Annotated in this window: 19 protein-coding genes; 3 read left to right on the top strand and 16 right to left on the bottom strand. The window is 69.9% G+C overall.

Annotation, left to right across the window (positions count from 1 at the left end; all coding sequences use genetic code 11):
- Positions 1–56: 56 nt before the first annotated feature.
- Positions 57–1,322 (bottom strand): extracellular solute-binding protein, encoded by a 1,266-nt coding sequence (locus ABNF97_RS31235; RefSeq protein WP_130463439.1) that lies wholly within the window; start codon positions 1,320–1,322, stop codon positions 57–59.
- Between the two features lie 178 nt (positions 1,323–1,500).
- Here ABNF97_RS31235 and ABNF97_RS31230 point away from each other — a divergent pair, with 178 nt between their 5' ends.
- Positions 1,501–2,247 (top strand): FadR/GntR family transcriptional regulator, encoded by a 747-nt coding sequence (locus ABNF97_RS31230; RefSeq protein WP_349340716.1) that lies wholly within the window; start codon positions 1,501–1,503, stop codon positions 2,245–2,247.
- Between the two features lie 134 nt (positions 2,248–2,381).
- Here ABNF97_RS31230 and ABNF97_RS31225 read toward each other — a convergent pair whose 3' ends face one another.
- The 5 genes from ABNF97_RS31225 to ABNF97_RS31205 all read right to left on the bottom strand — a co-directional run bounded on the left by ABNF97_RS31225 (position 2,382) and on the right by ABNF97_RS31205 (position 9,065).
- Positions 2,382–3,764 carry an RICIN domain-containing protein gene (locus ABNF97_RS31225; RefSeq protein WP_130463441.1) on the bottom strand — a complete coding sequence of 461 codons (1,383 nt, stop codon included), beginning with the start codon at positions 3,762–3,764 and terminating at the stop codon, positions 2,382–2,384.
- 384 nt (positions 3,765–4,148) lie between these two features.
- Positions 4,149–5,237 carry an enolase C-terminal domain-like protein gene (locus ABNF97_RS31220; protein WP_349340715.1) on the bottom strand — a complete coding sequence of 363 codons (1,089 nt, stop codon included), beginning with the start codon at positions 5,235–5,237 and terminating at the stop codon, positions 4,149–4,151.
- Between the two features lie 100 nt (positions 5,238–5,337).
- Positions 5,338–7,104, bottom strand: a complete 1,767-nt coding sequence (locus ABNF97_RS31215) for a thiamine pyrophosphate-dependent enzyme (RefSeq protein ID WP_349340714.1) — start codon at positions 7,102–7,104, stop codon at positions 5,338–5,340.
- A 163-nt stretch (positions 7,105–7,267) separates the two neighbouring features.
- Complete coding sequence (locus tag ABNF97_RS31210) at positions 7,268–8,290, bottom strand: SDR family oxidoreductase (RefSeq protein WP_349340713.1); 1,023 nt, start codon at positions 8,288–8,290, stop codon at positions 7,268–7,270.
- Between the two features lie 310 nt (positions 8,291–8,600).
- On the bottom strand, positions 8,601–9,065 hold the full coding sequence (locus ABNF97_RS31205; protein ID WP_349340712.1) for a hypothetical protein: 465 nt from the start codon (positions 9,063–9,065) through the stop codon (positions 8,601–8,603).
- A 412-nt stretch (positions 9,066–9,477) separates the two neighbouring features.
- Between ABNF97_RS31205 and ABNF97_RS31200 the strand changes: the two genes are divergently transcribed.
- Together ABNF97_RS31200 and ABNF97_RS31195 are read left to right on the top strand one after the other, a co-directional pair.
- Positions 9,478–11,124: an RICIN domain-containing protein gene (locus ABNF97_RS31200; RefSeq protein WP_130463445.1), complete on the top strand. Its 1,647-nt coding sequence runs from the start codon at positions 9,478–9,480 to the stop codon at positions 11,122–11,124.
- A 312-nt stretch (positions 11,125–11,436) separates the two neighbouring features.
- Entirely contained in the window at positions 11,437–12,633 is a 1,197-nt protein-coding gene (locus ABNF97_RS31195) for an NAD(P)/FAD-dependent oxidoreductase (protein ID WP_349340711.1), read from the top strand.
- Between the two features lie 205 nt (positions 12,634–12,838).
- Here ABNF97_RS31195 and ABNF97_RS31190 read toward each other — a convergent pair whose 3' ends face one another.
- The 10 genes from ABNF97_RS31190 to ABNF97_RS31145 form a co-directional block, all read right to left on the bottom strand.
- Positions 12,839–13,420 carry a dihydrofolate reductase family protein gene (locus ABNF97_RS31190; protein WP_349340710.1) on the bottom strand — a complete coding sequence of 194 codons (582 nt, stop codon included), beginning with the start codon at positions 13,418–13,420 and terminating at the stop codon, positions 12,839–12,841.
- Positions 13,417–14,613 (bottom strand): RNA polymerase sigma factor, encoded by a 1,197-nt coding sequence (locus tag ABNF97_RS31185; RefSeq protein WP_349340709.1) that lies wholly within the window; start codon positions 14,611–14,613, stop codon positions 13,417–13,419. Before ABNF97_RS31185 ends, ABNF97_RS31190 begins: the two co-directional genes overlap by 4 nt.
- A gap of 20 nt (positions 14,614–14,633) precedes the next feature.
- Positions 14,634–14,987 carry a YciI family protein gene (locus ABNF97_RS31180; protein ID WP_349340708.1) on the bottom strand — a complete coding sequence of 118 codons (354 nt, stop codon included), beginning with the start codon at positions 14,985–14,987 and terminating at the stop codon, positions 14,634–14,636.
- 39 nt (positions 14,988–15,026) lie between these two features.
- Positions 15,027–15,440: a DUF6069 family protein gene (locus ABNF97_RS31175; protein ID WP_349340707.1), complete on the bottom strand. Its 414-nt coding sequence runs from the start codon at positions 15,438–15,440 to the stop codon at positions 15,027–15,029.
- A 253-nt stretch (positions 15,441–15,693) separates the two neighbouring features.
- Positions 15,694–16,374: a lytic polysaccharide monooxygenase auxiliary activity family 9 protein gene (locus tag ABNF97_RS31170; RefSeq protein ID WP_349340706.1), complete on the bottom strand. Its 681-nt coding sequence runs from the start codon at positions 16,372–16,374 to the stop codon at positions 15,694–15,696.
- 461 nt (positions 16,375–16,835) lie between these two features.
- Positions 16,836–18,131 carry a phospholipase D-like domain-containing protein gene (locus ABNF97_RS31165; protein ID WP_207230553.1) on the bottom strand — a complete coding sequence of 432 codons (1,296 nt, stop codon included), beginning with the start codon at positions 18,129–18,131 and terminating at the stop codon, positions 16,836–16,838.
- 142 nt (positions 18,132–18,273) lie between these two features.
- A complete protein-coding gene (locus tag ABNF97_RS31160) occupies positions 18,274–19,986 on the bottom strand; it encodes an RICIN domain-containing protein (RefSeq protein ID WP_349340705.1) in 1,713 nt (570 codons plus the stop codon).
- A gap of 216 nt (positions 19,987–20,202) precedes the next feature.
- On the bottom strand, positions 20,203–21,018 hold the full coding sequence (locus ABNF97_RS31155) for a bile acid:sodium symporter family protein (protein ID WP_349340704.1): 816 nt from the start codon (positions 21,016–21,018) through the stop codon (positions 20,203–20,205).
- 47 nt (positions 21,019–21,065) lie between these two features.
- Positions 21,066–22,487, bottom strand: coding sequence for a sulfatase family protein (locus tag ABNF97_RS31150; RefSeq protein ID WP_349340703.1), 1,422 nt, complete (start codon positions 22,485–22,487; stop codon positions 21,066–21,068).
- Positions 22,488–22,633: 146 nt separating this feature from the next.
- Positions 22,634–23,773 (bottom strand): FUSC family protein, encoded by a 1,140-nt coding sequence (locus ABNF97_RS31145; RefSeq protein WP_349340702.1) that lies wholly within the window; start codon positions 23,771–23,773, stop codon positions 22,634–22,636.
- Positions 23,774–23,826: the final 53 nt, after the last annotated feature.

Below are 23,826 nucleotides of genomic sequence, written 5' to 3'. Positions count from 1 at the left end.
ACCCTAGGAGCAGCAGCAGGACCACCGACGACGGTACATTTCCGATCGGCACGGATTCAGCCCGCCTGGTCGGAAGCGGCCAACTGCTTCACCACCTCGTCGACGGTGATCGAACCACCGAGCAGCTGCTGGGAGAGTCGACCCATCAGGTCCAGGGTCTTCGAGGAGAGCGCCACGTGCAGGGCGGGCTTGCCGCCCTTGATCTCGGAGACGATCGTGGCGACGGCCGGGCCGCCCTGCGACACGTCGATCGTGGTGTCCGCGGCGATCGCGCCGGCCTCGGCGTAGAAGGCCCGCAACGCGTCGGTCGAGGTCAGTGCCCGCACCAGGTCGGCGGCCACCTTCGGGTCCTTCGTCCACTTGGCGACCCCGTAGCCGATCCCGCCGTCGTAGGGCAGGCTCGGGGTGGTCCCGGCGGTGACGACCGGGGCGTCCATGACGCCGAGCTTGTCGGTCGTCAGGAACTCGCTGAAGTCCTTCCAGTGCCCCACGTCCGACATCAGCCCGATGACGTGGGCGGCCTTACCGGACTGGAAGAGCGCGAACGAGTCGTTGAACATCGCGGTCGAGTTCGCGCCCTCGTTGTTCAGGCCCGCGTCGCCGGCCTCCTTCCAGAGCTCGAAGACCCGTTTGACGTTGGGCGAGGTCCAGTCGCGCTTCCCGGCGATCCAGTCGTCGTACTCCTGCGCGGTGAGGATGCCCGACCCCAGGCCCGAGAGCCAGAACTGGATGCCGACACCCTCCTTGTTGCCGAGGGCGAAGCACTTGGCGCCGGCCTTGGCGATGGCGGCGCAGTCGGCGAGGAACTTGCTCCAGGTCGTCGCCGGGCTCGCCGGGTCGAGCCCGGCCTTCTCGTAGAGCGCCTTGTTGTAGTAGATGGGGTGGCCCTGCAGCGTCACCGGGCTGGCGTAGATCTTGCCTTCCTTGGTGAACGCGTCCCAGCCGGCCAGCCGCTGCTTGTCCTCGGTCACGTACTCGTCCAGCGGCACGAGCGCGTCCACCCGGTCACGGATCTGGCCGCCCCCGTTGAACAGGATCACGTCCGGGCCCTTGCCGGACTGGATCGCCGCACCGAGCAGCGTGTAGTACTGGTCGAAGGGCTGCGCGACGAACTCGACCGTCACGTCCGGATGCTTCTTCGCGAAGTCCGCCTTCGCCTTCTCGATGTAGGGTGCGGCGGAAGGCTCACCAGACTTCCAGTCCCACACCACCAGCTTGCCCTCCGACCCGCCCTGCGACGAGTTCGACCCTGTGGCACTTCCACAACCGGCCAGCGCCAGTCCCACAACGAGGACGGCCGGCCATATTGCTCGGTGTTTCATCGTTGTCAACCTTTGAACGAGGGGTGGCCGGCGAACCGACCGTCGGGCGTCATCACGCGGAAACGTAACTCGTATGATGTCTACTCGTCAACGGTCGGCCGTACACTGACCACGGACACCGGGCTACCAGCGCGGTGAGCCACCGGGAGGGGACATGACGCGATCGCAGGAGACCGTTTTGAATGCTGTAGTGCCCCCGGCCTGGACGCGGCGACCCGCCAACCTCGCCCGGGCCGTCACCGCCGAGCTGGTGGAGCGCATCGTCCGCGGGACGCACCCGTCCGGGACGTCGCTCCCGCCCGAGCCGGTGCTCTGCGAGACCTTCTCCGTGAGCCGGACCGTCGTCCGGGAGGCGGTGAAGATTCTTCAGGAGAAGGGGCTGGTACAGGTCCGCCAGGGCGCCGGCACCATGGTCACCCCGCGGTCGTCCTGGGACATGCTCGACGAACTCGTCCTCGGGGCCACCATCGCCGAGGACGACAGCCTCGCCATCCTCGACGACCTCGTCGTCACCCGCCGGGTGCTCGAGTCCGACATGGCGAACGTCGCCGCCCGGCTGGCGGACCAGGAAACCATCGAGCGGTTACGCGATCAGGTGAAGCGGATGGATGAGCTCGTCGACGACCACGCCACCTATCACGAGCACGACCGCGCCTTCCACGACACGATCATGCAGGCCTCCGGCAACCGTATCGCCCGGGGTGTGGTACGCGCGTTGGAGAGTCAGGTCGTCAACACCGCCCGGTACATGGGCCGGACCCAACGCTCGCTGTGCGTGGCGTCCAACCGCGGGCACCGGCGCATCTACGAACGCATCGCCGCGCACGATCCGGACGGTGCGGCCGAGGCGATGTTCACCCACATCACCGAGGCATGGCTCGTCCGCCGCAGCGGAACGGGCAGCCCCAGCCGTCTTCAGCGCTGAACCGTCGCCGGACCCGGCGGGCTCCCGGTCGCGCGGCGGGTGCCAGCACCCCTGCGCGCCACGAGCCCGCCCGTCACGCCTTCCGTCCCTTCTGCGGAGATCTGCCGACTTCTGGGGAGAAACCGCGCCCCTTCTCAGGAGAACTGCGCGAAGAACCGCCAGATCTCACCCTTTGTCCACGTCGTGATGCCGCTCTCGGCGTAGGTCCCCTCCACCGGACCGGGCATGTGACCGTTGTCGAACGCGGCCCACTGCACGGGGTAACCGGACCGGCAGCCCGAGTAGGCGGTGGTGATGTGCGTCCGGCTGCCGGCCGCCGGCTCCGGTGGGTTCTGGGCGGTGCAGCCGTTGTTCCGGACGAAGGTGTCCCGCAGCGACCGCCCCTGCGAGATGTTCAGGACGTTGTCCGAGATGCCGTGCAGCCCGAAGTACGCGATCGGCTGGGTACCGCCGCTACAGCCGCTGATCTGCGCTCCGGCGATGACCGCGACGGCCCGGAACACGTTCGCCCGAGCGCAGGCGAGGGCGTAGCTCATGCCGCCACCCCAGCTGAAGCCGAGCGCGAAGCGCTGCCTCGGGTTGACGCAGAGGTCGCTCTCGATCCGCCGGACCATGTCGTCGACGAAGGTCACGTCCTCACCGCCGGCATTGCCCCAGCCGTTGCCCAGCCCCTGCGGCGCGACCAGTATCGCGGTGTTGTTCGACTGCTCCTGTTGGCCGTAGTAGGACCACGCGGACCCACTGGTGCCGCCCGAGGAGATGTCCTGCATGGTGCCGCCGCGCCAGTGGAACGCGAAGATCAACCGGTAGGGGTTGCTGTTGTTGTAGTTGGCCGGCATCCGCAGGATGAAGGATCGACTCTTGCCGTTGCTCTGGATCGTGTACGTGCCGCTCGACAGCGTCGGGGCCCTGCCGCAGCCGGTACCACCAGGTGGCGGATCGCCGCCGTCGACCCGAGCGAGCTGCCACTGCTGGTTCGTGCCGTTCCAGTCGGAGTACTGCACGATGTTCCCACCGTCGGCCGTGGACGCGCCCTGCACCTCGACGACCTTGCCGCTGTGCCGGCTGATCAGCCGGACGTACCCCGCGTCGGAGTCGGCCAGCCGGAACTGCTGGTTCGCCGCATTGAGGTCGGTCCACTGCACGATCGCACCGCCGTCGGCGGTCGACAGGTTGTACACGTCGAGGACCTTGCCGGAGTGCCGGGACTTCAGCCGGTAGTAGCCACCTCCCGAATCCACGAACTGCCACTGCTGGTTCGCGCCGCCGTTTCGCGTCCACTGGGTGATCCGCGCACCGTCGTTGGTGGCCAGGCCGTACAGGTCCAGCACCTTGCCGCTGTTCCGATTCACCAGGACGTACCAGGCGTTCGTGTCCACCGTCGCCGCCGACGCGGGCGCGGGGTTCACCGCGACGAGCGTGCCGACCGCGACGGCCGCCGCCGCCGCGACGGCCAGTCCTGACCGCCAGCCATGTCTGGGTGGAGAGGCGGGACGAGCCTCACCGGTGGCCTTCATGATCAGCTCCTTCTGTCGGGATCGCACGCGAGCAGCACGGACGCGTGCGCCCAGGGATGGTGCCGGCGTCCTGTGGTGGGCGTCGGCATGTGAGGTCTTCCGCAACAGACCCGCGGCCACCGCCCCCGGACGACCGGCCCCGCCATGAGCCGACGATGCGGCGAGTCCGTGCGAATCGCGGCGGTGCATCGTCAGGGCTCCCGGCAGCCACCTGACACCGCGACCGAAAAGTTAGCGCTCACATCGTCATACGTCAAACGACTCATGTCAATGCCGAACCCCGCGGCTCGGCCTTCTTCCCGGGCGAGGGGCGAGCAGGTGGGTCAGCCGCGGCGGTGCCGCCTGGGTGCCACCCGCCCCTCGCCCTGGCCGCTGACGCCCGGGTCAGGCCACCCGAAACTGCCGCGCCTGCTCGGCGCGGAACTCCAGCCCGTTGCCCGGCCGCTCGGTCTGGACGGGCACCGCGCCGCCGGTGGCCGGATGGGTGCCGTCGAAGAGCATCGTCTCGATGCGAACGTGGTCGTGGAACCACTCCAGGTGTCGCAGGTTCGGCGTGGTGGCGGCGACCGGCAGGTGCTGATGCGGGGCACAGTGCCCGGACACCTGGATCCCGGCGGCGTCGGCCACCGCGGCGGCCCGGAGGAACTCACTGATGCCACCGCAGCGGGTGACGTCGATCTGGAGGCAGTCGACGTACGGAGCCATGCGCTGGAAGTAGACGAGGTCGTAGCCGTACTCCCCCGCCGTCACGTCGGCGGTGACCCGGTCCCGCACCAGACCGAGGCCGGGCAGGTCGTCGGAGCTGACCGGTTCCTCGTACCAGCGCACGTCCAGGTCCGCGGCGGCGCTGGCGACCCGGATCGCCTGCTTGCGCTGGTAGCCGCCGTTGGCGTCGACGAACAACTCGGTGCCGTCGCCGATCGTGTGGCGGGCGGCCGTCATCCGGGCCAGGTCACGCTCCACCGCGGTGCCGTCCGCCTCGCCGATCTTGATCTTCACCCGGGGGATGCCCTGTTCGTGCACCCAGCCGGCGAGCTGTCGGTGCTGGCGCTGGGCGTCATAGGTGGTGAAGCCGCCGCTGCCGTAGACAGGCACGTCCCGGCGGGCGGTGCCGAGCAGTCGGGCGAGCGGCAGGGCATGCCGGCGGGCCTTCAGGTCCCACAGCGCGCAGTCGGCGGCCGACAGGGCGAGCCCGGCGACGCCGGGGCGGCCGGCGTTGCGCAGCCGGCGCCGCATGCGGGTCCAGGCCGCCGGCACGTCGTCCGGATCGAGATCGGCGAGGACCGGGGCGAGCAGGTCCGCCACCACGCCGACCGCGGCGACCGGACCGTAGGTCCAGCCGATCCCGGTGTGCCCGTCGGCCCGCGCCCGGACCAGTACCAGTGTGGTGGCGGTCCAGCCGAGGGTGCCGTCGCCCTCGGGGGCGTCGGTGGGAATCCGGTACGCCTCGGCGGTGAGGCCGATCCCGGTCATCGCCCCGACCGGCGTACCAGCGCGGCCGCCGAGGCCGGTCCGGCGGCCGTTACCAGGCCGGCCGCCGCCCCGCGGGTGACCGGGTCGGGCAGCACCTCGGTCATGCGCGAAGCTTGTTGATCTTGTCTCGGGCAACGGTGGCGACGGTGGCGACCTTGTGCGGTTGGCCGCGCATGAACGCCTCGGTGAAGTGTTTCGCCTGCTCATATCTGATCTTGCCCGGCATCGGCGGCTCGTTCGGGTTGACGTCGCAGTCGACAAGCGCCGGGCCGGGGTGCTCGAGCGCCTCCCGGATGGCACCCGGCAGCGCCTTCGGGTCGGTCACCTTGACCCCGAACGCGCCACAGCCACGGGCCCAGGTGGAGAAGTCCGCCTCCGGCTGGCGGTGCCGCACCGCATACTCGGGGTAGCCGAGGATGATCTGCTCCCACAGGATCTGCCCGTACGAGTTGTTGTTGTTGATCACCACCTTGATCGGCAGCTCGTGCCGGACCGCGGTGAGGAACTCGGCCATCAACATGGCGAAACCGCCGTCACCGACGTACGCGATCACCTGCCGGCCGGGATAGGCGTGCTGCATCGCGACGGCGTACGGCAGGCCGGGAGCCATGGTGGCCAGGTTGCCCGAGAGGTAGAACTCGCGGTCGCCGCGGATCGTCCAGTGCCGCGCCGACCAGGTGGCGATGGTCCCGGAGTCACAGGTGAGGATCGCGTCGTCGGCGGCCGCCTCGTCGATGCAGCCGATCAGGTACTGCGGTGCGATCGGCGACCGCTCCGGGTTCACCAGGCTGGCCATCTTCGAACGCCAGTCGCTCATCTTGCGCTGGTACTTCTCCAGGAACGAGCGGTCCGGGCCGTGGCCGAGCATCGGCAACAGGTCCCGCAGCGCCAGCCGGGCGTCCGCGCAGACCGGGGCGTCGACCGGCAGCCGCATCCCGATGAGGCTGGGGTCGACGTCGATCTGCACCACCTTCGCCTGCCCCGGAGCGGGCAGAAACTTACCGTACGGGAAGGAGGTGCCCACCATCAGCAGCGTGTCGCACTCCTCCATCAGCTCCTCGCTGGGAGCGGTACCGAGCAGGCCGAGCCCGCCCGTGGTCAGCGGGTGGTCGTCCGGCACCACCAGCTTGCCCGGCAGCGTCTTGACGATGGGGCTGGCCAGGGCCTCGGCCACCGCCAGCACCTCCTCGCGGGCGGCGCGGGCGCCGACGCCGACGAGCATGGCCACCTTGCGGCCGGCCCTGAGCACCTCGGCCGCCCTCGCCAGCTCATCCGGATCCGCCGCCAGCCGCGGGTACGACGCCACGGCTGCGCTCATCGGCGGCTTGCCCGGGCTGACGTGCCGGTAGGGGTCCTCGGCGGCCGGTGCCACCTGCACGTCGTTGGGGAAGGTCAGGTGCGCCACGGTCCGCTTGCTCAGCGCGTCGCGGATCGCCAAGTCCACCACCGCCGGCATCTGCTGCGGGTTGGTGACCATCAGGTTGTACGCGGCCACGTCCTGGTACAGCTGGGTGGTCTGCACCTCCTGCTGGTAGTGCGCGCCCAGCACCGAGGTCTCCTGCATGCCGGTGATCGCCAGCACCGGCACGTGATCGAGCTTCGCGTCGTAGAGCCCGTTGAGCAGGTGGATCGCCCCCGGCCCGGAGGTGGCCGCGCACACCCCGAGCCGCCCGGTGGCCTTGGCGTAGCCGGTGGCCATGAAGGCCGCCGCCTCCTCGTGGTGCACCAGCACGAACCGCAACTTCTCCCGCTGCCGGCGGAATCCCTCCATCAGACCGTTGATGCCGTCGCCGGGCAGCCCGAACACGGTGTCGACCCCCCACGCCACCAGGCGTCGGGCCAGGCTCTCGCCCACGATTTCCTGCACGTCGTCCTCCTCGTCCGGGTTCGCCCCCTCTTCCGCTCCCGCCGCCACGCGGCGTTCGCCTGCCGTCGGACACGGCGGACCAGGGCGGACGGAGCGGGGGCTACCCGGCCTTCTCGACCGCAAACCAGCCGGGCGGCTGGTATCCGCGCCGCCGTCGGCGGGGTCAGCCCCGGACAATCCGGCCCAGCGCCGCGCCCGCCGCCCCCAGCGCCAGGGTGCCCGCAACCAGTTCCCTCCGGTGCTGCGACGCCCACGCCTGGAAGCTGCGGCCGTGTGCCTTCCGGTCGAACGAACCGTGTGCACCGAAATCGTGGCCGTCGGGGCCGTCCGCCGGTCGCCAGAGGTTGGCCGGCTGGCTCCCGGTCGTCGACTCGCCGGTCTGCTGACTTGAATAGCCGGTACGGGCCAGATACCGGTCCAGCAGGCCCGGCAGGACCCGGTTGCCGAGGATGGTGCCCACGGTCGACGCGCCGATCCAGTACTCCCGGCGGTTCGGCCGGTACGCGGCCCGCACGATCCCCCGGGCGGCCACCTCCGGCTGGTAGATCGGCGGTACCGGCTGGGCGTGTCGAGGCAGCCGGGACAGCACCCAGTCGAACTGCGGAGTGTTCACCGCCGGCAGGTGCACGACGGTGAGCCTCACCCGGCTGCGGTCGTGCAGCAGCTCGCACCGCACCGACTCGGTGAAGCCGACGATCGCGTGCTTGGCACCGCAGTACGCCGACTGCAACGGGATCGACCGGTACGCCAGCGCGGAGCCGACCTGCACGATCGTGCCGTGGTCCCGGGGCAGCATGTGCGCCAGCGCGACCCTGGTCCCGTACACGAAGCCGAGGTATGTCACCTCGGTTATCCGGCGGAACTCGGCCGGCTCGATCTGGGTGAACGGTGCGAACACCGAGGTGAAGGCGTCGTTGATCCACAGGTCGATCGGCCCGAGTTCGGCGGCGGCCCGCTCGGCGGCAGCGGCGACCTGGTCATAGTCGGCCACGTCCGTCTCGATCGGCAACGGGGTGCCGCCGGCCTCGCGTACCTCGTCGGCCGCCGCCGCCAGGCCGGTGCTGCCGCGGGCCAGCAGGGCGATCCGGGTGGTACCCCGGCGGACCAGTTCCCGCACCGTTGCCCGGCCCACACCGGCGCTCGCACCGGTCACGACCGCGACGCCGGGTGACCGCTCGTGGCGCATGCTGGCTCCTCGCTCCCGTCCGACAGACGCTCTCTACCCAATTCGGCGGGAAGGAAGCGAGCGCCTCCCCGATTCGCCAGGAAGCGACCGCGCGAGGGTGTCGGACGGGCCCGAGCGGGCATCCGGCGCGTTCCGTGATTCGGGCCGGCGGTGGTGATGTCCTGGCTCGCACGTGCCAGGAAACGACTCGATCCTCAGCCGTTCGTGCACACACTGCTGCTCGAGGCAGCAGTAGCGCTCAGCAGCGGTTAGCCGCCGGTGCGGTCCCTCGTCCCCGCCAGCGGCCCGAACGGGACGGTGCCCCGGCTGTTCAGCGACCGACGGCGGGTACGCGGCGCTTCGCCGAGCGATCCTGCACCGGCCCCGACCAGACGCCGACGGCCGTCCAGGCGGCGGCCAGCATGGTATCGACCAACGCGGGCACCCGCCGCTGCCGATCCGCCAAGGCCAGCCCGAGTGTGCTCAGGGCGTGCGCGGTGTCGACGGCGGCGCCGGCCAGGTAGGTCGGACGGCTCGGGCGCCAGGCGGTCACGCCCGCCTGGAGGAGGTGACGCATCCCGAGGAGGCGAGCGACCACCAGGGCGGGGGCATCGACGCGGCCGTGCAGGACCCGCAGCACGAGCCGGGGCGTCAGCAACAGGGTCAGCCCCCAGCCGGCCCGGGTCAGCACTGCCACCCGCGGCGCTGACCAGTTCGCCGACGGCCGGCTCGGCGAGGCCGGGCCGGGCTGGCCGACAGGGCGCCCGAGGTCGTCGGTTCGCTGCTGGCTACTCATCGGCGTTCTCCGTTGGCGTTGCGTTGGCCAACGCCCGATCTTCCCGGTACGGAACCTCGCAAACCGCCGCCTTCTCGCACGTCCGTGGGGGACCGAGCTACGTCGAGTGACGACTGGATACGGGCGTGCTGGATAACAGTTTCGGTGCCGGCGCCGAGGCTGACCAAAGGAACAGAATCACCGCAGTTTTCTGTTAGGTGAAGCGGTGACTTATGGTCCCGACCTGCCTTACCTCGCCGTCCGGCAATCCACGACACACGTTTTGCCGTTTCTCGGATCGACAGTCTTGCACTTCTCGGATCGGCAGAGTATGTTAGCGCTCACATTGACATCTGCCCATGCTCCGTCATGAGGTCACCGGCGCCTGTCCAGGACCTGCCGCCGCCCGTTCCCGTAGATCTCTGGAGGCTCGATGCACGCACGTACGACGAGATGGTTGGCTGCCCTGACCACGGCTCTGGTGGCGGTGGCAGTGGCGGTCGTGGAGCCCGCCGCCTCACCACGTCCGGCGCTGGCGCTGAACAACGGGGTGGCCAGGACCCCGCCGATGGGGTGGAACAGCTGGAACACGTTCGGCTGCAACATCAACGAGACCTTGATCCGGCAGGTGGCCGACGCCATCGTCAGCTCGGGCATGCGGGACCTCGGCTACAAGTACGTCGTGGTCGACGACTGCTGGATGAACTCGACCCGGGACGCGCAGGGGAACCTCCAGGCCAACCCGTCCCGGTTCCCGAGTGGCATGAAGGCGCTGGGGGACTACCTGCACGCCCGGGGTCTGCTCTTCGGCATCTACCAGGCCCCGCTGGACCGCACCTGCGCCCAGTACTTCGGCAGCTATCCGGGGGCGACCGGCGCCCAGGGACATGAGGCCCAGGACGCCCGGCAGTTCGCCGCCTGGGGCGTCGACTTCCTCAAGTACGACTGGTGCTCTCCCACCGGAACGATCAACGACCAGGTGGCGAGGTTCGCCCTGATGCGCGACGCGCTGGCCGCCACCGGACGACCGATCGTCTACAGCATCAACTCCAACAGCATCCACGAGAAGACCGGACCGATGCGCAACTGGGGCGACGTGGCCAACATGTGGCGCACCACCGAGGACATCACCAACGCCTGGGACACCGGGCAGACCAACGGCTACCCGATGGGGATCCAGAACATCGTCAACGTCACCGTGCCGCTGGCCCACTACGCCGGGCCCGGTGCGTTCAACGACCCGGACATGATGGAGGTCGGCCGGGGCGGCATGAACGACACGGAGATGCACAGTCACTTCGCGCTGTGGGCGATGATGGCGTCCCCGCTGATCGCCGGCAACGACGTGCGGAACATGAACTCGGCCACCCAGGCCATCCTGAAGAACCAGAACCTCATCGCGATCAACCAGGATCCGCTGGCCCTACAGGCGGTCCAGGTGTCCTTCGACGGCACCCGGCGGGTGCTGGCCAAGCGCCTGTCCAACGGTGACGTCGCGGTGGCCCTGTTCAACCAGGGCGGCTCCACCACGACGATCTCCACGACCGCGGCGGCGATCGGCAAGACCGGCAGCTCGTTCACGCTGCGTGACACCTGGACGAACGCCACCTCCAGCAGCACCGGTCCGATCTCGGCCAGCGTGCCGGCGCACGGCACGGTCGTGTACCGGGTCAGTGGCGGTGGCATCACCGAGCCGCCGTCGACCTTCCGACTGCGCGGCGAGTCCAGCGGCCGGTGCCTGGATCTGGACAACAGCAACACGGCCAACGGCACCGGCACGCTGATCTGGGACTGCCACAGTGGAGCCAACCAGCAGTTCACGCAGTCCGGCCAGGCCCTCCAGTTGCTCGGCAAGTGCCTGGACATCCCGCTCAACGCCACCGCCGGCACCCGGGTGCAGATCTGGGACTGCAACGGCGGCAACAACCAGCAGTGGGTGTTCAACGGCAACGGCACCATCAGTAACGTCCGATCCCCGTCACTCTGCCTGGACGTCAACAACGCCGGAACCGCGAACGGCACCGCTGTGATCGTCTGGTCCTGCCACGGCGGGACCAACCAACGGTGGTCCCGGGCGTAACCTGTCCGGAAGTCGAACCGAGCCGAACGCCCGGCTGGTCCTCGGGGACCCACCGGGCGTTCGTGCTGGGAGTCGATCGACCAACCCACCCTGGTACGCGTGACCGACACCACTCCCGCACCGGAGCCGTCGCGCCGCTGCCCACCGAGCCGGTCGGACAGCCCTCCGGCGGGCAGGGCGCGCCCCGGGCCCGAGCACGTCAGCCCGGTGGCCGCCTGCCTCGGCCCTGCAGTGACCTGGCTCATGCCTGTCACAACGCTCGACCGGACGGTGTCCTGTGGTGAAACCCCCATGGGAATGAAGGAGGCACCGATGACTGGGAAGCACCGGGTGGTGGTGGTCGGCGGTGGGTACGCGGGCGTGATGGCGGCCAACCGCCTGACCCAGCGGGACGACCTGACGGTGACGTTGATCAATCCGCGCCCGCGTTTCGTCGCGCGGCTTCGCCTGCATCAACTGCTGGGCGGGTCCCACGACGCGGTCGTCGAATACCGGGAGATCCTGGCCGAGAACGTCCGGCTGGTGGTCGACACCGTGGACCGGATCGACGCGGCCGGGCGCAGCGTGACGCTGGCGACCGGCGGCACGGTGGACTACGACTATCTGATCTACGCGGTGGGCAGCGAAAGCACCGATTGGCGCACCCCGGGAGCAGCCGAGTTCGCCTACCCGGTCGCCACCCTGGAGGCGGCGCAGCGGTTGCGGTCGGTCCTCGCCGCCACGCCCCCGACCGCCGCGGTGACGGTGGTCGGCGCCGGCCCGACCGGCATCGAGACCGCCGCCGAGCTGGCGGAGCAGGGGCGTCGGGTCACCCTGGTCTGCGGCGGAGTGCTCGGGCCGTACCTGCACCCGCAGGCCCGACTTAAGGCCGCCAGGCAGATGGCCGACCTCGGGGTGACCGTGGTCGACGGTCCGGGCACCAGGGTCGTGGCGGTCACGCCCGACGCCGTACAGCTCAGCGGCGGCCGCAGGCTGCCGAGCGAGGTGACCATCTGGACCGCCGGATTCGGCGTGCCGGACCTGGCCATGCGCAGCGGGCTGAGCACCGACGCCGTCGGGCGGCTACTCACCGACGAGTCGTTGACCAGCGTCGATGACGAACGCATCGTCGCGGCCGGGGATTCGGCGGCACCGTCGGACCTCCCGTTCCGGATGAGCGCCTATGCCGCGGGTTGTCTGGGCGCACATGCCGCTGACACCGTGCTCCACCGGATCACCGGCGAGCGACCCACGTCGGTGAGTGTGCTCGCCACCGCCATGTGCATCAGCCTCGGCCGGCGGGTCGGCATCTACCAGTTGGCCAACCGGGACGACATCGCGATGAGGGTCTACCTGGGCGGCCGCCCGGGAGCGAAGCTCAAGGAGTTGTCCAGCGAGGCCAGCGTCAAGCATCTGGCGAGCGAGGCACGTAAGCCTGGGTCACACAGGTGGCTCAGGAACAGCAAGCGGCAGCAACTGCTGCAGGCCCGTGGTAACCAGACGGGGTCCACCCCTGAACGGGCGGTCTAGTGCGGGTCTCGTCGACTCCCACCCGGATTCGGGTCGATCCGGGATGGTCGGTAGGAGGGACCACAGCAGGTCGGTAGGAGGGACCGACGGTCTACATCCGGAGGCGGCAGCCGAGGATTCCGCCTCGCCGCCCGCGTAGCGGTCCCGGAGTACGGCCTGGATGAGGGCGGCGAGGTCCCTCGCGGCTGGAGGCGTTCGCACGGACTCAGAAATGCAGGGTGGGGCGGTAGACGAGTTCCTGGGTACGACCGTCGAGTGTCCGGCTCTCGATCAGCTCCAGGTCGAAGTCGGCCGCGCCCTGGAAGACCGGCTCCGTACCGGTCCGACCGGTGACCACCGGGAAGAGCGTCACCTGGACGCGGTCGACCAGACCGGCGGCCATCAGAGCCCGGTTCAGCGACAGGCTGCCGTGCGAGCGCAGCGGCAGCTCGGACTCCTCCTTGAGCCGGGCGACGGCGTCCACGGCGTCACCGCTCACGACGGTGGCGTCCGGCCAGTCGAGGGGGCCCACCAGCGTGTTGGACAGCACCGTCGCCGGGAGGCTTCTCATCCGGGTGACCCAGGCGTCACGTACCTCGGACTCCTCGGTACTCGCGGCCAGCATCCGGGCGAACGCCCGGTACGTCCCGGCCCCGAAGACCATGCGCTGCTCCTGGCCGTACACGGCGAGGCGGTGCTCGAGAAGTTCGGGGCCCTGCTTACCCCAGTAGCCACCCCAGTTGCCGCTGTGGGTGCCGAAGCCGTCGAGACTGGAGAAGACGTCGAAGGTGTAGGTAGCGGTCATCATGCTGTCCCTGTGTTGGTGAGTTCGATACGACGGGCGTGCAGGAAGGCACGCTCGGTCTCGTTGGTGGCCAGTGCGATGGCCTGGTCGTAGGCGGCTCGGGCGGCTGTGTCGCGGCCGAGCCGGGCCAGCAGTTCGGCCCGGGTGGCCGGCAGCCGGTGGTAGCCGGGAAGGTCGATCTCCTCCAGCGCGGCGAGGGCCGCCGCCGGTCCGTGCACCTCGGCGACGGCGACCGCCCGGTTGAGCGCGACGACCGGGGTCGGGGCGAGCGCGAGGAGTTGGTCGTAGAGCGCCAGCACCTGCTGCCAGTCGGTGGTGGCGCCGTCGGTGTGCACCGCGCTGATCGCGGCCTGGATCTGGTATGGGCCGGGCCGGTTGCGTCGCAGGCATCGGCGGACCAGTTCGTGGCCCTCGGCGATGAGTGTCCGGTTCCACAACGACCGGTCCTGGTCGGCCAGGAGCACGAGTCCGCCGGTCGGGCCGAGCCGGGCCGGGCGGCGCGCCTCGGTCAGCAGCAGCAGGGCGAGCAGGCCGAGCACCTCGGGCTCGTCGGGCATCAGCGCGGCGAGTTCGCGGGCGAGCCGGATCGCCTCGGTGCAGAGGTCGGTTCTGATCAGCGGTCCGGCGGTGGACGTGTAGCCCTCGTTGAACATCAGGTAGAGCACGGTGAGCACGGGCGGGAGCCGGTCGGGCAGCTCGTGCTCGGCGGGTACCCGGTACGGGATGCCGGCGTCCCGGATCTTCTTCTTGGCCCGCACGATCCGCTGGGCAACGGTCGCTTCCTGGGTCAGGTACGCCCGGGCGATCTCCGGAACCTCGAGGCCGCCGAGCAGGCGGAGCGTGAGGGCGGTCCGCGCGTCGGGGGCGAGCGCCGGGTGGCAGCAGGTGAAGATGAGTCGCAGCTGGTCGTCTTTCACGGGTCCCACCTCCTGAGGCTCGTCCTGTTGGTGCAGTAGCAGGGCCTGGGCGTGCCGGGCCTCGCGGGTCGACTCCCGGCGGAGCCGGTCGACGGCCCGGTTGCGCGCGGTGGTCACGATCCAGGCGGCCGGGTTCGGCGGAAGGGTCCGCCACTTCTGCAGCGCGGTGGTGAAGGCGTCCTGGACCGCCTCCTCGGCGAGGTGGATGTCGCCGAGGAGGCGGGCCAGGGTGGCGACGCAACGGCCGTACTCCGCGCGGTAGATGTTCGCCAGGTCCATGTCGGGTGACCGGCCCCGGTTCAGGCCTGGGACAGTTCGTCGAAGGGGCGCACCTCGATCGGGCCACAGGCCGCCGCGCACTTCTCGGCCCAGCCGAGCGCCTGGTCCAGGTCCGCACACTTGATGATCCAGAATCCGGCGATGTGCTCCTTCGTCTCGACGAACGGACCGTCACTCATGGTGGTGGCACCCTTCTCGATCCGGACGACGGTGGCGCTCTCCGGCGACAGGAGTCCTCCGGCGAAGACCCAGGCGCCGGCGGCCTGCATCTCGGCGGTGATCCGATCGGTCTCCCGCATCATGGTCTGCATCTCCTCGTCCGACGGCGTCGGGGCGCCCTCGACGAAGTGCACGGACAGCAGGTACTGCTTCATGGTGGTCCTCCGGTAGTTCGACGGTGGGATGGTGACAGATCAGGCGGCCAGGCGGCGCGCCACGGCGGGGATCACGATCGCGGCCGCGACCAGGTGGGTGAGCATCAGTAGCGCCTTGGTGGCCACACCGGCGTCGACGATCACGTCGGGCACCAGCGACAGGACGGTCAACACCACCGTCGTGTGTACGAACGTGCGCTGCGGCCGCCGGGCGTACCGGGACAGCAGCATGGCGATCACGACGCCGATCAGCGAGAAGACAGCGGTCAGCACGCCGAACCCGGACACCGGGATCGGGGCGCCACCCAGGTCGAGACTGACCCCTGCCGCGTGGCCACCGGCGGCGACGGCCATGGTGGCGGCGCTCGCGGCAACCGTGGCGATGACACCGGTCCGGATCAGCGCACCGACCGTCGCGGTGGCGGTCCGGACCGGGCTGTCAGTGGTGGTCATCTTGCCCTCCAGCGGGTTGTGTGTACCGGATCGCTGTCCGGCTCTCTCACCAGGGCTACGAAAACGAACCGCCCGGATCGACAGGCCCGCCGGATCTTTTCGAAGACGTTCACCTCCGGCGCACATCAGGTAAGTCATGGGGCATAGCGAACGAACCCGACGATACGCCCACAAGCATCAGGACGGCGAACGGCTCCGGCCCAGGACGCCAGGTCCTGGGCCGGAGAGGTGCTACCGCTGTCGGTTCTTGTGATCAGGAGATGTTGATGTCACTGCACCACATGTACGCCTGGTCCATGTGTGACGCCTGCCAGATCACGAAGAGGACGTGCGGCCCGCTGCGTCCGGCCGCATTGACGTTGAACGAGATGTTCTGCGCCGGCGCGTAGCGCCCCGTCGTCGTGAGCAGCTCGAGGTTGCCCCAACCGACGCGCTGGGTGGCCGGGTTGAACCCCTGCCGGGTGACGTAGGCCCGGAAGAAGTCGGCACCGTGGCTGGCCTGGTCGTACAGCTGGACGGTGAAGCTACGGCCGACGTTCGTCCGCCGCCACTGCCCGGGCGTGTTCAGGCTGTTGTTCCGGGAGAGGCCGTTGCTGCACAGCTGGCCGTCCGGGGTACGGGACTGGAACTGCCCGCCGAGGCCGTCCCGCAGCTGGCTCATCCAGTTCCACATTGTGTCGGGGTTGGCCTGGAACGCCTGGTAACACATCGGGTCCTGCTGCTGCATGGTCGGGCTCATGTGGTTGCTGCCCCAGTCCTGCCAGCATTGGTAGGCGCGGGACCGTGGGTTGACGATGGTGCCGTGGGCCTGGGCCACGCCAGCCCAGGGCAGAATGCCAACCACCATGGTCAGCGCCAGGACGAGCACCCGGATGGGGTGCCGGGCAGCCGACCGGGATCGCCCGGCGGATTGGTCGGGCTTGTGTGAACGCATGGTACGTCCTCCGTTCTTAGGCACCGAAGGGCCGAGGTGGGAGCGCTTCCAGCAGAGTATGACATCGAGAACCATAGATATCAATATTGATCTAATTTGGTCCGAGTGTGTCGAGATGGCCGGAGTCGTGGCCAAGCGCAGCTCAGCGTCTCCCACAGCGGGCATTTTGGGAAATTTGGCAGACAGCGACCAATCAACGCCAAAGAGTTGACGGATAGCGGGCTGGAGATCGTGGTCTACAGCCTGATGCCCGGCCACGCGTCCGCGTGGCCGGGCATCAGGCTGGGTCCGGCGTCAGCTCCGGGGTCCGCGTCGGCACCCCGTCGCCCCGGGCTCGGCGAGCTTCCGGATCGCGCCGACGAAGCTGCCGCGGCTTCGCGCCGCCAGCCCCGGTACGGCGCCCGATCGGCCCGAACGATCCCGTGAGCCCCCCGTTGCTGAACTGCCGTCCGGCACTGCGTTCAGGCGCCCATACCGGCGCGGCAGGTACGCCGGATCTTGTAGAAGTAGCTCAGGTAGCTGGCATGGTAGGCGGCACTGGTGATCCGCAGCAGCGCCTGGTCCGACGAGCGCAGCGACGATCCGTCCAGGTTAGGGCTGCCGGTGTACACCCGAGGCTCGATGCCACCGTTGTAGGAGCCGTCGATGAGCATGAACTTGTTGTGTGGTCGCACGTCGATGCCCGGCGCCACGTTGAACTTGCAGCGCAGGCGCTGGATGTCGGCCTTGTCGAGGATGCCTTCGACAGTGGCGTCGCTCTCCGCGTAGATGACGTCGATCCAGCAGCGCTGCCCGCGCAACTGCGCCAGTTTCGTCGCGACCTGGCTGCGCGAGCCGAGGAAGTTGAGGACCACGATCCGGATGTCGGTCTGGTGGCGCATGCCGTCCGCGCCGGTGTACCCGCAGGAGATCTCGTCCAGGGCGTTGACGATCGTGTCGGAGGACGGATTGCGGTAGGTGGCGTCGCGGCGCGGGAAGAAGAACGCCCGATAGGTACTCCCGGTCGGGGTGGAACGGTAGTAGCCGTTGTCCCCGGTGCGCGAGTACCGCAACCGCCGCATGTCCTCGTGGTACACGGCGAAGGCGTCGTACACGGTCGCGTCGACGAAGGTCACCGCGTCGTTGTAGGACTCCACCTTGTACCAGTCGGTCAGGTTCGACGATGTCTGCAGCACCACCTTCTGGTAGCTGGTGCCGTCCTCGAACGGACCCACCTTGGAGAACAGGAAGAACTTGTTGTGGTTGTACGCGGGGCCCGGCGGGGCCGTCGCGATGCAGCCGCGGCGGACGTCGTCGACGCCGTCGTCGTCTTCGAACCTGTCGTCGCACATCACGATCCAGGAGGGTGCCCCGTCGTCGGTGCCGAGCCCCGTGACGGGATTGCTCAGCCGGTCCCAGGCCGGACTGGCCTTCCGCTTTCCGTTCCCGTCCAGATAGGACGAGTCGTCGACGATCACCCGGACCCGGACGCCGCGGCGGTGCGCCCTCAGCAACGCGTCGGCGATCGCGGCGTCGGTGAAGTCGAACACCGACACCCGGATCTGTTCACCCGCAGGCGTCGCGTCGACCAGCTGGATGATCTGGGTGAATATCGCGGCCTGGCTGGCGGCCGACCCGAGCGGGTCGTTGAAGGTCGGTCCGTTGATGACCGGCTTGGTGGCCGCGCTGGCCGTGCTCGCGACCGCGACGAGCAGGCCGGCGGCGAGGCCGGCCACGGCGGCGATGGCGGTGATGTGGCTCAGGCGTCTCCGCAGCAAAGCAATGTCCTCCTCAGGGGATCTGTTCGGGCTGGCACGAGGTCACGGTGAGGCGGGCGACGCCGCCCACGGGGTACATCGTCGCGGCCGAGCCTCCCAGCGCTGCGCACAGATCCGGCACACACCGCCAGCGGTGCCGGGTTCAGCTCGTCGGGGACAGGAACCACAGCCGGGCGCTGCCGGAGGCGCACGGCACGAGCGTCGCGGCGGCGCCGTTCGCCGTCGAACCGCCGGCGGCGGCCAGGCACAGGTCCGGGTTGTTCTGCGGCGAGATGGTGTACGTCGACCGCCCGACCGCGGACAGCCGCCAGTTCTGGGCGCCGGTGCCGTTGCACGTCCAGATCTGCGTCACGTCGCCGTCGTCGACGGAGATGTTCCCGTTCGGCACGTCGAGGCAGCGCCCCGACTTCGCGTTGACGAACGAGAAGAGGCCCGGTCGGCTACTCGACGCCCGCCACCGCTGCACCAGTACGCCGGTGTCGCAGCTCCACTGCTGCACCCGGGAGCCGTCGGCGACCCGGCCGGCCACCACGTCCAGGCAGGCCCGCGACTTCAGGTTGACCAGGCGGTACGTCGTGTTCGCCGGCACGCCGGCCGGACCGCCGGGCGGCGCGACGGCTCCGGTGGCGTAGAACGCCTTGCAGGTGCCGTCCAGCACGTCGGTCGCCACCTCCAGCAGCCGTGTGCCGTCCCCCGACGGCAGCAGCGCGGAGCTGTAGTTCTGGCACGCGAGGACCAGATCGCGCTCGGCACCGCTGAGACTCTCGTCCCGGAAGTCGCCGATACCGACCGGAGCGTCGATCTCGTACCACGCACCCACCCCGTTCTCGTCGTTGACCAGTACGGTGGTGCCGCTCGGGCCCTTCAGCACGGTGGCGGGGCCGGTGTCCGCACCGGTCCGCACCAGCCTGGCGATCATCAGGAGCCGACCGTTCGGTCCGCCACCTGGTGCCCAGGCGATGGTCGGTGCGTGGGCAAGATGTCTGCCGTCGACGGTCTTGGCGATGGTGCCCCGGTGGGTCTGGTCGCCCCAGTCCCAGCCGTCGGCGGAAACCCGATAGTGGACGCGGCAACCGTGCCCGCCCGGCACCGGCCTGATGTTGCAGTACTCGTACGCCATCAGGTAGCGGCCGTCCGGCAGCCGGCGCACCACCGGCATCCCCGGGCTGTCCTCCGCCGCCAGGTCCGGGCTCGCGTCGACCGCGACGGTGTTGACCTTCGCGCTCCAGGTGTCGCCCCCGTCGGCGGAGCGGGCCCGGGCCAGGGTCTGGCCGTACCGGGGCTGCTGTGTCTTGTCCGAGAAGTGGACGACCAGGTCTCCGCCGACGACCGAGAACTCCGGTTCCCACAGCCCGTGTCCCGATCCACCGGTCACGATCGGCCCCGGCAGCGCCAGCCAGCTGCGCCCGTGATCGGTGCTGCGCCAGGCGACGATGCGCGCGTCCGGGTTCGGCACCGTGTCGCCGCCGCCGAAGGTGTTGACCGAGGTCGCCCAGATCAGCGTGCCCTCGGGATAGTCGCCGAGCCGCTCGGGGAACTCGAACAGCGTCGAGCAGCAGGAGAACTCGCCCGGCCCTCGGCTGACGGCGAGCCCGCCGATGCGCCGGAAGGTCGCACCGTCGTCGGTGCTCTCGAAGAACGTGCCACCGGCACCGGTGTTCGTGGAGACCAGGATCCGGCCGCGGTACGGGGCCGGCGCGTGTTCCAGCCGGATCGTCCGTGGGTACCACGCGGAGCCCGGATCGAGCGGAATCCCGCGCAACACGCTCGCGCCCGCCGGCCTCGGCAGCGGCCAGCCGGCCGACGCCACGACGACGACCAGCAGCGCCACCACCCTGATGAGTCTCGAACGCACCCGTGCCTCCCAGGTGGTATCAGATCCGACCTTCGTCGCCGACCTGGCGTCGCGCGGCAGAGTATTCCGGGTTGGCCGCACAGAGTATTCCGGGCTGGCCGCACAGACGCCGCACAGCCGCCCCGGAGTGCCCGACCTGGTGGGGGTCCGGCGACCCGGATCACGGCGCGGCCACGGCGCGTCGGGTCAGCGGCGGGTACCCGGCACGGCGTCGGGTCAGCGGCGGGTACGCAGCACGCCCGCGATGGGGAAGAGCAGTGCGAAACCGGCCAGCGAGGTCACGATCACCATGACCAGGGTGTCGTTGTCGGCGAAGCCCTGGGTCGCCATCACAGTCGCCGCCGCGATGTTCCGTTGCGAGGTGCCGAGCCCGAGAATGACGCGGAGGCCGCGATCCCGGCCCCCGAGCAGGTAGCCGAGCACGAACGCACCCGCGATGACCAGCAGGGCCGGTATGATCGCCCCCTCGGTGAACAGGGTGGCGATCGTCGGGATATCGGCCAGCGTGGTGGCCAGGACGATCACCACCAGCGCGACGGTCGAGGTGCGGCGGGCGATCGGCCCCAGCCGTCGGGCCTGGGCCAGCCAACGGCCCCGGACCAGCAGGCCGGCGGCGAGCGGCAGGAGCATGGTCAGGACCAGCGGCACCGCGAGGGCGACCGCGGAGACCTCCGCTTCGGGCAACACCCGGGGTACGGCGATCGGCGCGTACACGACGGTGACTGGCAACAACAGCACCAGCAATGCGGCGCTGACCGCGACCGAGCCCTGCGCCACCTCGGTCAGTTTGATCAGGAACGGTGCGCCGGCCGTCATCGCCACCAGGATCAGCCCGGCCTCCAGCGGTCGGTCGAGCGGCCAGAGCCGGACGATACCGAGGGCGAGGAGAGGGACCAGCACGAAGTTGGCCAGCAGCGCCCGCAGCAACGCCCACACGTCGCGTAGCGGGCCGAGGATCTGCTTGGCCGAGTGAGCGAGACCGACCGAGAGCATCGAGGTCACGGCGAAGATCACGACCGCCAGATCCGCCACCGGGGACAGTAGATCACGCATCATCATCGCGACGCGGCCACCCGGACCTAGTCCGGCTCGCTGCTGGCGGGCCTCGCCGTCGAGGGTTCCGGTACGCCCGGATGACTCGGCGGGTAGGACAACAGTTCGGCGTCGATCCGCGCCCACGTGGCGCCCAGTTCCTCGGTCAGCCGAGGATGCCGGTCGGCGATGTCCGCCTGCTCCCGACCGTCCGCCGCCAGGTCGTACAGCAGGTGGAAGGGACCGTCGCGGCGCGGCCAGTTGCCCAGCACCGACCGTTCGCGGCGGTCGAACAGGTACTTGAACCGGCCGCGTCGCAGCGCGCCCTGATTCGAGGTACGCCAGAACAGGTCGTGCTCGGGGAAGTCAGCTCCGTCGACGAGCCACGGCCGCAGGTTCACACCGTCCAGCGGGCAGCGTTCATCCGGCGCCGTCCCGGCTGCGTCGACGAGTGTCGCGGTCAGGTCCAGGGTGTCGATCGGGTGGTCGACGACCTGACCCCCGGCCACGGCGGCGGGCCACCGCAGAATCAGCGGTACCCGGATCCCACCCTCGGTCAGATCGCCCTTCTCGCCCACCAGCGGCCAGTTTCTCGACCATCGCTCGCCGCCGTTGTCGGAGGTGAAGACGACGATGGTGTTGTCGGCGCGCCCGGCGTTCGCCAGCGCGGTGAGCACGGTGCCTATCCCCGCGTCCATCGCCTCCACCAGTTCGGCGTACTTCGCCAGCGAGCCTCCGTCGCGGTGGATTAACGGCGTGGCTTCGGCCTCCTGGCCGAACCTGCGCCGGATCTCCGCACCGACCTCGCGGTCCCCCGGCCCCTCCCACGGCCAGTGCGGTGCGGTGTAGTTGAGCTGGACGTAGCACGGGCCGCCGTGATCCTGGGCGACGAAGTCGGCAACGCGCTCGGAGATCAGCGAGGTGTAGTAGCCGGTCTGCTCGACCGAGGTCTCCCCCTCGTACAGGTCGGCCTCGCCGATCGTGTTGACGTGCTCGAAGTAGTCGATGGCACCGTCGAGATTCCCGAAGAAGGTCTGGAAGCCGATACGCAGCGGGCTGTACCAGGGCAGCCAGCCGCAGTGCCACTTACCGAACATCGCGGTCCGGTAGCCGGCGGCCAGTAGCAGCGATGGCAGCGTCTGGTGGTCGGCGGGAATCCCGTTGTGCTGCGCGTGGGTGGTCAGCGGCTCCTCCAGGGCCGCCGGCAGCCGGGTGGGGTAACGACCCGTGTAGAGGCCGATGCGGGTCGACGAGCACCACGGTGAGCACGCGTAGCCGTGCCGGAACAGCATGCCCTCCCCCGCCAGCCGATCGAGGTTGGGGGTTCGGATCGATGAGCCGTAACAACCCAGGTCGCCCCAACCCAGATCATCGGCCAGGATGAACAGGATGTCCGGCGGCTCCGTCCTCCGGGGCGTACCCGGAGGCCCGGCCGGCGGTGGCCTACCCGTGGGTCCAGTCGTCGCCATACGAGCCAGTACCTGTTCGTCATGGTTTCTAACATCCTCCGCACCACCCTTCGGAGGAAAAGGCGCCGCCCTTGCGGGGAAAAGGCGCCGCAGCGGGCCGGCGCCGCCGGTGGCGAGCGCGGTGCCGTCGGGGTTGCCGGGGACGTTCAGTTGCCGGCGACGGCGCGGCGGACCAGGCGGCGGGCCTCGTCGCGTCGCATCCCGGTGGCCCGCAGCAGTTCGTTGGCGACGGTCCGCACCTGGAGGACCACCATCGTCCCGGAAAGGCCGATTTCCTGCCGGCACGCCTCCCCGGCGAGCCGCACCGCCGAGAGCACCTGTGCACGGGCCTGTACCGGTTCCTTACCGGCCAGGAACTCCCGGTGCATCAACCGCACCGCCGCGCCGTACTCTCCGATGGCGGCCGGCAGGTCCGGCGGCATCGGTTCGGCGTCCCGCAGCGCGGTGCCGGCGCGACGAACCAGGGTCCGGCTGTTGCGGTACGCCCGCTCCATGTGCTTCGCGCCGTGCTGGTAGGCGTGTACGGTCCGGCGCCGGCGCCACCGCAGCGGGGAGAACCGGACCACCTCGTCGGCGGCGGAGACCGCCTCCCGCAGCTGCGTCAGCTTCGGATCCGAGTTGCGCATCTGGGCCAACAGGGCCTCCGCCCGGTCGACGTCGCCGGCGGCGAGGGCCTCGGCGCAGGTCTGCATCTGGCGGGCGAACAGTTCCAGCGCGGAGCCGGCGACCCGGCGTATGGTGCGCAGCGGGTTGAGCGGCGCCAGGACCAGCATCACGAAGAGCCCCACCGCGCCGCCGACCAGCGCGTTGAGCGCGCGGGGCAGCTCCAGGTCCGGATTGGCCGGGGTGAGCGTCGCCACCAGCACCGCGGTGGCACCGGCCTGGGTCATCAGCAGGCCGGTGCCTCGGGCGACAGCCGCGCCGGTGACCGCCAGGGAGACGATCAACCCGGTCTGCCACGCCCCGGTGCCGATCAGCGCGATCAGCACGTCGCCGGCCGCGATGCCGATCCCGATGCCGACGAGCAGCTCGACGGTTCGCAGGGCCCGCCTGGCCAGCGACGCGCCGATCACCGCCACCGCGGCGCCCGGAGCGAACGTGGGTTCCTCGATGTTCAGCAGCCGGTGGGCGACCACCCAGGCGAGCGCCGCCGCGAGCCCGGCCTGGACGCCGATGATCAGGTACGTCCGGAGGCGGCGGGACCAGGTCCGACCGGTCCTGGCCAGCCGGCTCCGCAGCCGGTCGACCGGTGATCCCGGGCTCTCCGCTGGCGCACCGGACGGCATGGCGGCGGTTACCCGCCCGCACGCCCGGCACACCGACTGGCGCGAAACCCTGT

Origin of the sequence: Plantactinospora sp. B6F1 (assembly GCF_040120695.1) — a bacterium.
Lineage (GTDB): Bacteria > Actinomycetota > Actinomycetes > Mycobacteriales > Micromonosporaceae > Plantactinospora.
Note: the sequence above shows the minus strand (reverse complement) of the source record. Positions and strands in the feature narration are given on the sequence as shown.